Source organism: Streptomyces sp. SLBN-8D4 (genome assembly GCF_049739545.1).
GTDB lineage: Bacteria > Actinomycetota > Actinomycetes > Streptomycetales > Streptomycetaceae > Streptomyces > Streptomyces canus_C.
Window position 1 is genome coordinate 8214814 of sequence record NZ_JBMGQC010000001.1, and the last position, 13235, is coordinate 8228048.

Genomic DNA, 13235 nt, shown 5'->3' on the forward strand with positions numbered 1-13235 from the left:
TGGCGGCCAGGCAGGACCGGCCGTCGACTCACAGTGGGAGGCGGTGCAGGTCCGGCGGAGCCAGGTGCTATCCGTTCGCCCGGGGCGCGGCGCTGCTGTCCCGGACGGTCAGGGTCGGGCGCAGCAGCGTCAGTACGTTGGTCGGCGGCCTGCCGGAGTCGACAGCGCGCAGCAGCAGCTCGACGGCCTGCTGGGCCATCTCCCGCTTGGGAAAGGTGACCGTGGTCAGCGCTGGTTTGATCTGTCCGACCTGGGCGATGTCATCGAAGCCGACGATGCTGACGTCGTCGGGGACTCGTCGCCCGGAGCGGACGACCGCCTCGATCGCGCCGACGGCCAGGACGTCATGGGTGGCGAAGATCGCTGTGACGTCCGGGTCCGCCTCCAGCGCCGCAGAGCTCGCGGCGAACCCGCCGGCGGCATCGTCCCTGGTGCAGGCGAAGACCTGGCGGTCGTCGATGGTCAGCCCGTCGTCGGCGAACGCCCGGCGCAACCCGCGTACGCGAGGTGAGTGTGCCGGGAGATCGGCGATCACCGCGACGTTCCGGTGGCCGAGATCTCGCAGGTAGCGTCCGGCCAGGAACCCGGCGTGCTCGTAGTCGATGGACACCACGGGCAAAGTGGTGGGCGCGTCTCCCTCCCAGGCGCACAGCGCGACCGGGAAGGCGGCCTCGAGGAGCATCGGCAACTGCTGTTCGACGGCGTTGTCCCCGGCGACCAGCAGTGCGTCCACCGAGCGCCCGGCGAGGTTCTCGAGGTGTGCGCGGGTGTAGTCGGGGTCGTCGCGGGTCGTGGCCAGCAGCAGGTTGTACCCATGGCCGACCAGCACGTTCTCCACCTCCTCGACCACTTCCGAATAGAACGCGTTGGCCACCCGAGGCACGAACAGCCCCACGGTCGCCGTGCTTCCGGTCCTCAGCGAGCGCGCCACCAGGTTCGGCTTGTAACCGAGTTCCGCTATGGCCGTGTTCACCTTCGCCAGGGTCTCCGGCCGTACCTTCTTGCCGGACACCACGTTGGAGACGGTCTGCTTGGCAACTCCCGCCCGCGCAGCCACCTCCGCCATCGTCACCACGAGTGCACCCCCAGAACATGTATCGATCCACGAAAGTGGCGACAGCGTAGGTCGGCTGTCGCGACAGAGCAAGACTTCGTCGGAATGTCGTGATCCAGCAGTTACGTGAGGGCTCTGGGAACGGAGCACGTCGAACCTGGTGCACCGCAGGAAGGACGACGGAACCATTGACGGTTCCAGAAATGCGACATTAACATCCCGGTCACGCCGATCACTTGGATCGGTCAACGAGGTGAACAGTCGCGGCCCCCGCCAGAAACGACGCCTCATGACACTCGGCGCCACCGCTCTTGAGACGCCGTAGTGGTCCCTCTCGGTCGCCACAGCGCCGACGGCCGCATCAGGCCGCGGCATCGCGCTCGCTCCACGCCGTCCCCAGCAGGCGGGAGCACCTGAACAGACCTGGCAAGGTCTCGTCCTGAGGAGAGACAGGCATGATCCGACAGGCCGGCGACGACGCCGACCCGACCCCTGCCCCGGCACGGCGCAGATCGCGCGTGAAGCGCATCGTGGCGGCCGCCGCGAGCGCCACCATCGCGGCGGCGAGCCTCATGCTCGCCGGCACCGTCCCCGCACAAGCCGCCACCACCGTCCACACGTACGCGCCGACGGGAGTGGGAGGCGGTACGACGACGTCCCCGGACCAGGCGTCCACCAAGTACCAGGTGCAAGTCGCCGGCACGCCCGTCCAGGCTGTGCGGTACACCGCGAACCGCAACAACTTCGACATCGCGCGCTTCGCGTCGGACTCCCGGACACCGACGATCACGGTCACGCTGCCCAGCACCACGATCGATACGGTGAACGTCTACCCGGCGCGCTACTACCCGCCCGGCAGTGTCTCGGTGAGCGCGGACAAGCACACCCTGACGTTCCAGATGTCAGCCGACGCCGGGTTGAACCAAGCGATCGTGATGGTCAACGGCGACTCGACCAGCGTGACGGGACAGCCCTACCTGGCGGTCATCAACGATCCTCTGGAAGACCCGGCGCAGCGTCCGAACACCGCGAGCGCATCGGACGGTTCCGGCGTCAACCTGCAGACCGGTGTCCTCAACTTCCAGGAGTTCGCCGCGAAGTACCTCGTGGCGCACCCGAACAGCACGGCTCAGCAGGCTCCCGCCGCGACGACGAGCTCCATGGCCGGCAAGACCGTCGACGGCACCGCCATCCCTGCCGGTCAGAAAACCTCGGCCGGGACCCTGGTGAGCGCGAGCAGCACCAATGTGCGGTACCCGAATGTGCGGACGATGGCCGCCGACGACGTCACGTACGCCCTGAAGGCCGCCATCGACACCATCAAGGCCAACCCCACGGCGCTCAACACGCTCTACTTCCCGAACGGCACGTACGTGTGGTCCGGTCTCATGGTCAACGGTGTGGACGGCAGCAAGCTCAAGGGCGGCAAGCTGAAGATCTACACCGACGACGGGGCCCTGCTGAAGAACCGCATCCAGGGGTACATGGAGGCGTTCGAGCCGGCGGTCGGGATCATCAACTCGAGCAACATCGAAATCGACGGCCGCGGCGTCTACGACGGCAACGGCGTGGCGAACTACCGCAGTGACTCGCACGACGCCTACCGCAGCCAGCACCAGGGCGGCGTCATGGTCATGCACTCGTCGGACATCACGTTCAACGAAACCTACCTGCGCGACTCGAAGCAGTGGAACTGGGAGACCCACACCGCCAAGAGGGTGACGTTCAACAACATCAAGGGCCTCACCCCGTACCCCCAGCCGTGGATCGACGGGACGGACTTCGCGAGCGGCCAGGACATCACCGCCAACGGCGTCTTCACCCTCGGCAACGACGACGCGTTCGCCTCCGGCCACTACAACCCCAGCGACGGATTCACCCCGATGGCCGCCGGCGTGTGGGGCAACTTCCAGCTCGGCACCGCCACCCCCGACATCCAGGGCTATGCCAACGCGGCAGGCGCCCACGACGCCGTCGCCGACGAGCTCGGGTTCGACAGCTACCACTGGGACAACGCGGACTCGAAGAACATCTCGGTCAGCGACACGCTGAGCTGGTCCTCCGGTGCCGGCAACTCGATCCGCATCGGATGGAGTTCGTGGGGATACAAGCTGAACAACTACACGTTCGACAACTTCAACTCCATCTCGCAGGGGGGCCGGCGGCATCTTCACACAGAACAGCCCCAAGCCGTACCCGCGCATCTCGAGCATCGTGATCAAGAACAGCTCGTTCGACACCTCCCGGTACGGGTCGGGACCGATCAGGCTCAACGGCGGCGACGGATCCACCCAGACCATCACCGCCGACGACCAGGCGACCTACGGGTTCGCCCCCAACCCCGACGGGTCGGGCGCCACGTACACGTACACCAAGACCCCGATCGGCACCTTCAATCTCGACAACGTGTGGTTCACGGAGCAGAAGACGAACAGCAGCCCGTTGAACGGCACCACGAACGTGACGCTGAACAACCTTCGCGTCGGGGGCCAGCTCGTCCAGTACTCCAGCCAGTTCCCGCTGGCGCCGAGCGGGATAGGCACGCTGACATCCACCTTCACAGGCGCCAACGGCCAGCCCCGGAACGTCAAGGCCGGCGCCCTCACCAACGGCGACACCTGGGTGGGTGCGTGGACCGGCGACCAGACCAAGAACAACTCCTCTGACCTGACCCTCATCACCCGCAACACCGGGGTCGGCCTGATGGGCGAGCAGTACACCACAGGGTCCGGCGACGGAAAGATCTCCTACATCCAGTTCCCCCTCAACAGCCTCACCAGGGCGCCGAGCCAGGCGACACTCCATCTCACCTACGTCGGCCACCGCTATTCGTCGGTCCCGTCGACTGACACCGACCAACTCCTCGTGCAACCCGTCACCGACACCACCTGCACCGGCGGCGGCACGTCCTGCCCGGTCAACACGATGACCTGGCAGAACCGGCCGAGCTTCACCGCCACGACCTCCTCCGTCGCGAAGTCGGCCACCTTCAACCTCGGTTCCACCGTCATCGCCGAGGGCGGCGGGACCCACCAGGGCAACGCCGTCGACGGCCGCGACATCACCGTCGACATCACCTCCTTCGTCCAGAACGCCTACACGGCAGGTCAGTCCACGCTCCTGCTCGCCGTCGGCAACGCGGGGGGCACCAACCACGAGCTGCGCTTCGTCAGCTCCGAAGGGGCTACCGGCTCCGGAAAGCTCACCAACGGGACCGCCGAGATGGCGCCCGGGGTGACCGTGACCCCGTAGACACCCGAGGCCGGTCCGTCCCCACGGGGCGGGCCGGCCTCAGCCGTCCGGGCCTGCCGTCGACCGCTGATCCAGCCACCGCATGTCTGACAAAGCGCTGTTGTCCACCACCGTGCCCGCACCGGTGGCACCCCTGTGCCCAGTCGTCCTCACCGTCCGACAACGGAGTCGACCCATGTCACTGCCCGACCTTCCCCTCAACCGTCGGCATTTCCTCACCAGGGCCGCCCTCGCCGCCGGCGCCGCGGCCCTGCCCGGCTTCCTCTTCGCCGACCGAGCCGCAGCGGCCGTACCGCCCCAGGTCACCCTGCCCGACCGCGGCATCTGGGACAACGCCACCGCCTCCGCATGGACCGACGGGTTCCTGAGCGGAAACGGCGAGTACGGGGCCGTCTACCACGGGGCGCCGACGCTCGAGAAGATGATCCTCAATCATCACCGGTTCGTGCTGCCCAACGGCACCCGGAGCGTCATGCCCCCGGTGATCTCCGGCAAGCTCGAAGCCGCCCGGGACAAGGCGCTGGCAGGCGACTACGCCGGAGCCTCCACGACCTTCGCCAACGGCTGGAGCCTGCGCTGGACCCAGACCTTCCACCCCGGCTACGAACTCCAGCTCAGCACCCCGGGCATGACCACCGTCAACGACTTCGCCCGCATCACCGACTTCCGCACCGGCGAGATCACCCACACCTGGACCGACCGGTACGGCACCTGGAAGCGCCACGTCTTCGTCTCCCGCGCCGACCAGGTCATCGTCCACGAGCTGCTGCCCGCCACCGGCCGGACCGTGGACACCACCGTCAGCGTCAACACCGCTCTTGCGGGCGTGCCGACCAGCGTGTCCTTCTCCGCCACCGCCAACGTCACCAGCGGCGACGGTTACCTGAACCTGCGCGGCACCTACCCTTCCGGCGGTGCCTACGGCTACGAGGGCGTCACCCGCGTCGTGGTCTCCGGCAGCGGCTCCTCCGTCACCGCCGACGGGCAGACCCTGGTGGTCGCCAAGGCCGCCAAGGTGCTGCTGCTGACCAAGCTCGGCCGCTACGAGACCTCCACCGGCTGGAACGGCCGGCCCCTGCAGACCGCCCTCGCCGCGCTGACGGCCGACTACGCCACCCTCCTGGGCCGCCACGCCCCGAAGCACCAGGTCATGTACGACCGCTCCAGCATCGACCTCAACGTCTCCGCCGCCGATCGCCGGCTGGCCACCAGCGAGCTCATAGCCCGCCAGAACAGCAACGCGTCCGCCATCGACGTCGCCCTGCTGGAGAGGATGTACGACTCCGGCCGCTATCTCTTCATCAGTTCCAGCGGCGTCCTGCCGCCACGCCTGACCGGCATCTGGACCGGTACCTGGAACGGCTCCTGGGCCGACGACTTCACCACCGACGCCAACATCAACCTGCAGGTCGCCGGCGGCAACATCCTCGACCTCACCGACGCCATGCAGGGCTACTTCGACCTGATCCTCGGTCAGCTCGCCCACTGGCGCGACAACGCCACCAACCTCTACGGCGCCCGCGGCTTCCTCGCCCCGTCCCGCACCGACGGCGAGTACGGGCACATGCTGCACTTCAACAGCGGCAGCTTCCCCGGCGAGGCCTGGACCGGTGGCGCCGACTGGCTGCTCCACCCGCTTCTGGAGTACTACCAGGTGACCGGGGACAGCGCCTTCCTGAAGAACAAGCTCGGTCCGGCCCTGATGGAACTCGCCCTGTTCTACGAGGACTTCCTCACTCGCACCGACTCCAGCGGCAAGGCCGTCTTCGTCCCCTCCTACTCGATGGAGAACACCCCGCTCAGCACCGGTCAGGCGTTCTCCATCAACGCCACCGGCGACATCATGGCCGGCCGGCACGCGCTCCAGGCCGCGATCGACGCGGCCAACACCCTCGGCCTGGAGCAGGGCAGCGGCCAGGGCGTGCAACGCTGGACCGCCCTGCTCGCCAAGCTGCCCGACTACACCGTCAACAGCGACGGGGCGCTCGCCGAGTGGTCCTGGCCGGGCCTGACCGACCGCTACAACCACCGGCACGTCCAGCACCTGTACGGGGCCTGGCCGCTGCACGAGATCAACCCGGAGGACAAGCCCGACCTGGTCAAGTACGCGGCCAAGGCTCTGGACAAGCGAGTCGACCAGAACTACTCCGCGCACGGCAGCCTCCACCGGGCGCTGGCCCGCGCCCGGCTGAAGGACGGCCCCGGCGTCTACGGCAACCTGCTGAAGATCTACGGCAAGAACATGGTGTGGCGGAGTCTGATGACCTCTCACAACCCCAACCTGGACATCTACAACTGCGACGCCGCCAACACCATCCCCGCCGTCCTCGGCGAAGCACTCGTCCACACCCGCCCCGGTGTCCTTGAGATCCTCCCCGCCCTCCCCGACCAGCTGGACAAGGGCACCATCAAGGGCGTCCGCGGCCGCAACCGCATCACCGTCCAGTCGCTGTCCTGGGACACGGCGGCCCGCACGGCCACCGTCACGCTCACCTCCGACATCGACCAGAACATCACCTTCATCTGCCGGCGCGGCATCACATCCATCAGCACCGGCGCGAAGGTCACCATGTCGTCGCTGGGCAACCACGCACGCATCGTGTCGCTGACCGCAGGAACGAGCACCACGATCACGATCGGCCTGCTGACCGGCCCCTTCAAGCTGGTCAACCGCAAGAGCGGGAAGGTCATGGACGTCTCCGGCTCCTCCGCCTCCGACGGCGGGCCCGTCATCCAGTACACGTGGTCCGGCGGCGCGAACCAGCAGTGGAAGCTGCTCCCCGACCACGACGGGTCGTTCCGCCTGTCCAACGTCAACAGCGGCAAGGTACTCGACGTCCCGGGCAGCTCCACCAGCAACGGCACAGCCCTGGACCAGTCATCGGACGCCAACGGCACCCACCAGTGGTGGAAGCTCGTTCCGGCGGCCACCAGCGGCTACTACCGCCTCGTCAACATCAAGAGCGGGCTGTGCGCCGATGTGCAGAGTGGATCCACCGCCGACGGCGCCAAGATCATCCAGTGGCCCGCCAACGGCGGCTCCAACCAGGAATGGCAGCCAGTGGGGCTGTGACGGCCCTGGGCACGTGAGCGGCGGCGATCCGGCTCGCTGGCGCGGCCTGGCTCCGGCATCACAGGATGGCCGGGTGGCGACCGGTCAACGGCACGGGCCGACTTGCCGGTAGTCATGACCGCGGTGCTCAAGGGCGGCGCGCACCAGTTGCTGCCCCTGAGTGGAACAGCGGTCCGGACCGACCAATCCCGCCCCCCGGAGATGCGTCCGACGCGTTGACCGCGCCGGCCGACTCGGAGGACTGCGGCTGCCGAGCCCCGGGGATTCCGGTCGCGTTCCTGTGCAGGTGCAACCTTGAGGTTCCTGTGCGTGTAGGTTCTGGCCCATGGTGCGATACGCGGAGCCGGGCGCGGTGGAGTGGGTGGAGTCGGGCGGCGGTCCGCTCATAGCGGTGCCGGAGACGGTGCTGCCGTTCTGGGCGGGCGCCGACGGCGACGAGACGGCCTCCGACTACGACCGGGCCTGTGAAGTCGACGGCTGCGTGGGCCTGTTGCCGGTCGGTGACGCCGCGGCCCTGGTCCTCGGGGACGAGCCCGCCTCGACCTCCTACCTGCCCGACCACGACACCTTCGTACGATGGTGTGCCGCCGACTCCGAGGACGAACTCCTCGCCGAAGTCCCCACCGCCCTCGCCGCGGCCGTCTGGGAGGACGAGGTGAGCTGGACGGTACCCGGCCCGGTCGTCCTCTTCGACGCGGCCTGGCCCGGCAACGAATCGGTCGCCACCGACCACTTGAAGGTCTCGCTCACCCCCGGCCGGTACGCGGTGCGCGCCGCCAACGTGCGGCCCGGACCGGAGACCTGGCTGGGGCTCGTCCAGCTGCGCAGGCTCCCGGACTGAGGACCGAGCGCACGCACTGCCGAGGGAGGCGTACTCCGGACCACCGGCCCGGAGTACGCCTCGCGGGATCTGTCAGAGCCGCGCCAGCTCGTCCACCAGGTCGTCCAGCCCCAGCGAACCCTGCGACAGTGCCGCCATGTGCCAGGCCTTGAGGTCGAAGGCGTCGCCGTGCCGCTCGCGGGCCTTCTCCCGGCCCAGCAGCCAGGCTCGCTCACCGAGCTTGTAGCCGATCGCCTGGCCGGGGATCGTGAGGTAGCGGGTCAGCTCGCTCTCCACGAAGTCCGCCGGACGGCTGCTGTGCGCGCCGAAGAACTCCTGCGCCAGCTCGGGCGTCCAGCGCTCACCCGGGTGGAAGGGCGAGTCCGCCGGGATCTCCAGCTCCAGGTGCATGCCGATGTCGACGATGACCCGGGCGGCCCGCATCATCTGCGCGTCGAGATAGCCGATCCGCTGCTCCGCGTCCGTGAGGAAGCCGAGCTCGTCCATCAGCCGCTCCGCGTACAGCGCCCAGCCCTCGGCGTTGGCGCTCACCCCGCCCACCGAGGCCTGGTAGCGGGAGAGGTTCCCGGCCACATGCGTCCACTGCGCGAGCTGGAGGTGATGGCCGGGTACGCCCTCGTGGTACCAGGTCGAGACGAGGTCGTAGACCGGGAAACGGGTCTGGCCCATCGTCGGCAGCCAGGTACGGCCGGGACGTGAGAAGTCCTCCGAGGGGGCCGTGTAGTACGGGGCCGCGGCGCCGCCGGGCGGGGCGATGCAGGACTCCACCTTCCGTACCCGCTCGGCGAGTTCGAAGTGGGTGCCGTCCAGCGCGTCGATCGCCTGGTCCATCAGGCCCTGGAGCCAGTCGCGGACCTCGTCGACACCCTCGATGTGCTTGCCGTGCTCGTCGAGGTGGGCGAGCGCCACCCACGGCGTCTCGGCGCCGGGCAGGATCTTCTCGGCCTCCTGCTTCATCTCGCCGAGCAGGCGGTGGTACTCGGACCAGCCGTACGCGTACGCCTCGTCCAGGTCGAGGTCCGTGCCGTTGAAGTAGCGGGCCCAGCGGGCGTACCGCTCCCGGCCCACGGTGTTCGAGGCGCCCTCGATCGCCGGCGTGTACACGTCCCGCATCCAGTCGCGCAGCTCCACCACGGAGGCGGTCGCGGTGCGGGCGGCCTCGTCCAGCTCGGCGCGCAGTGCCTCGGGGCCCGCAGAGACGAAGTCCTCGAACCAGCCACGGCCCTTGCCGTCGGTGTCCGCCCACTCGGTGAGCTGCTCGACGAAGGTGGCGGTCGGGCGCGGTGCCGCGTACAGCTTGCGCTCCAGACCGAGTTCGAGGGACTGGCGATAACCCGCGTACGCGGTGGGCACGGCACGCAGCCGCTCGGCGATCGCCGCCCAGTCCTCGTCGGTCTGGTTCGGGGTGACGGTGAAGATCTCGCGGATCGAGTGCGCGGGGGTGGCCATGTTGCCGACCGCGCGCAGGCCCTCGTCGGCCTCGTGCACGGCGAGTTCGGCCGTCAGGCGTTCGCGCAGCAGCCGTCCGCACCGGCGCTCGATGTCGCTGTCCGCGCCGGGCCGGCGCTCGGCCTCGTCGAGCTTCGCGAGCGTGGCCCGTTGAAGCTCCGCGAGCGTCTCCTGGCCCGCCGGCGAGGTGTCGGGAAGCCTGCTCGAACTCTCCTTCACACCCAGGTAGGTACCGGTGATCGGATCGAGGGCGATGAGCTCGTCGACGTAGGTGTCGGCGACCTGGCGGGGCAGCGGGCTCTGAGTCTCAGACATGCGGTCCATCCTCGTACGGGGACCTCGCGTCCGTCACGCCGATTCCGCTGTGGGCGTGGCCGGCGGAAGGAGTGGTCCGCACTCCCACTGCTGGAAGATCAGCCGCGTCTCCACCCGGGCCACCTCGCGCCGTGACGTGAACCCGTCGAGCACGAGCCGCTGCAGATCCGCCATGTCCGCCACGGCCACATGCACGAGGTAGTCGTCGGGCCCGGTCAGATGGAAGACGGTGCGCGACTCGGGCAGCGCCCGGATCCGCTCCACGAACGGTCCCACCAGCTCCCGCCGATGCGGCCTGACCTGCACCGACAGCAGTGCCTCCAGGCCCCGGCCCAGCTTGGCCGGATCCAGCCGCAGCTGGTGCCCGAGGATGACGCCCGAGCGGCGCAGCCGGGTCACCCGGTCCAGGCAGGTCGACGGGGCGACTCCCACCTGGGCGGCGAGATCGCGGTAGGTGGTCCGGGCGTCGTTCTGCAACAGCCGCAGCAGATGCAGGTCCACCGGGTCCAGTACGACAGATTCGGCCATCGGCCGAACGTAGCACGGGCTATGCCCCGGAACCGCCGTTCGGTGTTCACCCTGGCGGTCATGGACTCAGTGCGCACCGCCACCGCCTCCCGTACGCCGCTCAGAGCTCTGGCCACCGAGGCCGTCCACGCCGGCCGCGACGACCTCGCCCGCCAGGGACTGCACGCCCCGCCCATCGACCTGTCGACGACCTACCCGTCCCACGACAGCCGCGGTGAGGCCGCCCGCATCGACGCCTTCGCCGCGACCGGCGCCGAGCCGCAGGGCCCGCCGGTGTACGGGCGCCTTGGCAACCCGACCGTCGCCCGCTTCGAGACGGCCCTGGCCCGTCTGGAGAACACCGAGGCCGCGGTCGCCTTCGCCAGCGGCATGGCCGCGCTCACGGCCGTCCTGCTCGTACGGGCCTCCCTGGGCCTGCGCCACGTCGTCGCCGTACGCCCCCTGTACGGCTGCAGCGACCACCTCCTGACCGCCGGACTCCTCGGCACGGAGGTCACCTGGACCGACCCGGCGGGAGTCGCCGACGCCCTGCGCCCGGACACCGGACTGGTCCTGGTCGAGTCCCCGGCCAACCCCACCCTCGCCGAGATCGACCTGCGGGCCCTGGCCCACTCCTGCGGCTCCGTGCCCCTCCTCGCGGACAACACCTTCGCCACCCCGGTGCTCCAGCGCCCCGCGGAACAGGGTGCCCGCCTGGTGCTGCACAGCGCCACCAAGTACCTCGGCGGGCACGGGGACGTGATGGCGGGCGTGGTGGCCTGCGACGAGGAGTTCGCCGGGCAGCTGCGGCAGGTCCGCTTCGCCACCGGCGGCGTCCTGCATCCCCTCGCCGGCTATCTCCTGCTGCGCGGCTTTTCGACCCTGCCGGTCCGGGTCCGCGCCGCCTCCACGACCGCCGCGGAACTCGCCGGCCGCCTGGCCGCCGATCCCCGGGTCGCCCGGGTCCACTACCCGCGCATCGGCGGCGCGATGGTCGCCTTCGAGGTCGAAGGCGACCCGCACGAGGTGATCGGCCGGGTCCGCCTGATCACCCCGGCGGTGAGCCTGGGCAGCGTGGACACCCTCATCCAGCACCCGGCGTCGATCAGCCACCGCATCGTGCCCGCGGACGACCGCCGGGGCGCCGGAGTGAGCGACCGGCTGCTGCGCCTGTCGGTGGGCCTGGAGGACGTGGAGGACCTGTGGGCGGATCTGGACGCCGCCCTCCAGGAGGCCTCGGTCGTTACGGCGCCTCGGTCCTCGTGACTCCCACCGCGCGCTCCGCCTCCGGCTGCGGAGCGATGCGGGCGGTGATCACCAGGGTTCCCTCCTCGATCTGGTAGTCGAGGGGGAGCCCCAGCCCCCGCATCGCGGCGACCATCCCGGTGTTGGACGCCTGCGTCACGGCGTACACGCTCGCGCACCCGGCCTCGGCGGCCAGGGCGACCAGCCGCTCCAACAGCTCGCCCCCGATGCCGCGCCGCTGCCACGCGTCCTCCACGAGGAGCGCCACCTCGGTCTCGTCCCCGTCCCACAGCAGATGCCCGAGCCCGACGATCCGCCCCGACGCGGAGCGCACGGCCAGGGTCTGCCCGAACCGCGGACTGAGCAGATGGTTCAGATAGCGGTCGGCGTCACCGACCGGGCCGTGGTACCGCAGGCTCAACGTCCGCGGCGAGCACCGCTCGTGCATCGCCACCGCGGCCTGAAGGTCCCCGGTGTCGGCCCGGCGCACGGTGATGTCGTGGCCCTCCGGCAGCGTCAGGACGTCCTGGCTGCGCGGCACCCGCGGACCGAGCCGGGCGTCCAGTTCGACCAGTGCCCGGGCGCGGGCGAACTCGGTCGGCGTGAACGGCAGATACGGCCGCTCCACGGTGATCACACCGCCCTCGGGCGCCCGCAACCGCATCACGGTGTCCTCCAGCGCGCCTTCCACGGGCACTCCCTCCGGTCCTCGACCGCCTCCCACCGGAACGGCCGGCAGTGACCGGATCGTGCACCGGCCCAGCAACTGCCGCAGTGCGAGCGGCAGTTCCGCCGCGTCCAGCGCGGTGCGGGTCGCGAGGCCCAGCACCCGGGTCGGGGCGTCCACCAGATCGTGGGTGTCGGCCCGCTCGATCCAGGTGTCGGTGCCGCCGGCCCGCGCGACGGCCCGGGTGATCTCGGAGCCCTCCAGCGCGCCGGGGGCACGCAGCAGGAACTCGTCGACGGTGCCCGCGGCCAGCGGGTGGGTCTGCAGGCTGAGGATGTCGATGCGCTGCTCGGCGAGGACCGTGCACAGGGCGGCCAGCGAGCCCGGTGCGTCCTTCACCGTGGTGCGCATCCGCCACAGCGTGCTCTCCTCGGCCTCGGCCTCGGGGTCCGTGGTCCCCGACGCCTGGTCGCGGGGCCCGGCCCGCTCGCCCTCGGGCCTCGGCCGGGCGCCGGTATCGCCCGTCGGCGGCGCGTGCCCGTGGCGCCGTGCCCACCACGTGTGGAATCCCGCCGTGGCGGCCAGCGCCACCGCCGAGATCACCAGCAGCGCACTGCCGTCGGGGCCGTGCCCGATCAGGTTCGCCACGGTGTCGGCCACCGCGACGGCCGTGAACAGGGCGGCGAGTTCGATCACGTCGCGCCGCCAGTGGTGCACGGGGCGACCGTCTTTCGCACGGGTCACATCAGACATGTCTCGAGTCATGCAACCACTGTGGAGGAACGGTGTTGCGTGATCACGAACGCATTGTGACTGGGCGGTAAAGTGTGGG

General features: G+C 69.8%; 9 protein-coding genes. 5 read left to right on the forward strand and 4 right to left on the reverse strand.

Going from position 1 to position 13235, the window contains the following annotated elements; genetic code table 11:
- Window positions 1–67: 67 nt before the first annotated feature.
- Complete coding sequence (locus tag RKD20_RS37385) at window positions 68–1066, reverse strand: LacI family DNA-binding transcriptional regulator (protein ID WP_424883407.1); 999 nt, start codon at window positions 1064–1066, stop codon at window positions 68–70.
- Between the two features lie 443 nt (window positions 1067–1509).
- Here RKD20_RS37385 and RKD20_RS37390 point away from each other — a divergent pair, with 443 nt between their 5' ends.
- The 4 genes from RKD20_RS37390 to RKD20_RS37405 all read left to right on the forward strand — a co-directional run bounded on the left by RKD20_RS37390 (window position 1510) and on the right by RKD20_RS37405 (window position 8220).
- On the forward strand, window positions 1510–3720 hold the full coding sequence (locus RKD20_RS37390) for a hypothetical protein (RefSeq protein ID WP_424881558.1): 2211 nt from the start codon (window positions 1510–1512) through the stop codon (window positions 3718–3720).
- A complete protein-coding gene (locus RKD20_RS37395; RefSeq protein ID WP_424881559.1) occupies window positions 3677–4306 on the forward strand; it encodes a DNRLRE domain-containing protein in 630 nt (209 codons plus the stop codon). Before RKD20_RS37390 ends, RKD20_RS37395 begins: the two co-directional genes overlap by 44 nt.
- 175 nt (window positions 4307–4481) lie before the next feature.
- Complete coding sequence (locus RKD20_RS37400) at window positions 4482–7379, forward strand: glycosyl hydrolase family 95 catalytic domain-containing protein (protein ID WP_424881560.1); 2898 nt, start codon at window positions 4482–4484, stop codon at window positions 7377–7379.
- Window positions 7380–7704: 325 nt separating this feature from the next.
- The gene (locus tag RKD20_RS37405; protein WP_424881561.1) at window positions 7705–8220 is read left to right on the forward strand and encodes an immunity 21 family protein; all 516 of its coding nucleotides are present in this window, start codon (window positions 7705–7707) and stop codon (window positions 8218–8220) included.
- Between the two features lie 72 nt (window positions 8221–8292).
- Here the strand turns inward: RKD20_RS37405 and RKD20_RS37410 are convergent, their stop codons facing one another.
- Entirely contained in the window at window positions 8293–9984 is a 1692-nt protein-coding gene (locus tag RKD20_RS37410; RefSeq protein ID WP_424881562.1) for a DUF885 domain-containing protein, read from the reverse strand.
- 33 nt (window positions 9985–10017) lie between these two features.
- Window positions 10018–10512 (reverse strand): Lrp/AsnC family transcriptional regulator, encoded by a 495-nt coding sequence (locus RKD20_RS37415; RefSeq protein WP_359428327.1) that lies wholly within the window; start codon window positions 10510–10512, stop codon window positions 10018–10020.
- Window positions 10513–10572: 60 nt separating this feature from the next.
- Between RKD20_RS37415 and RKD20_RS37420 the strand changes: the two genes are divergently transcribed.
- Window positions 10573–11757: a trans-sulfuration enzyme family protein gene (locus RKD20_RS37420; protein ID WP_424881563.1), complete on the forward strand. Its 1185-nt coding sequence runs from the start codon at window positions 10573–10575 to the stop codon at window positions 11755–11757.
- Here the strand turns inward: RKD20_RS37420 and RKD20_RS37425 are convergent.
- The gene (locus tag RKD20_RS37425; protein WP_424883408.1) at window positions 11735–13120 is read right to left on the reverse strand and encodes a GNAT family N-acetyltransferase; all 1386 of its coding nucleotides are present in this window, start codon (window positions 13118–13120) and stop codon (window positions 11735–11737) included. The genes RKD20_RS37420 and RKD20_RS37425 overlap by 23 nt on opposite strands.
- Window positions 13121–13235: the final 115 nt, after the last annotated feature.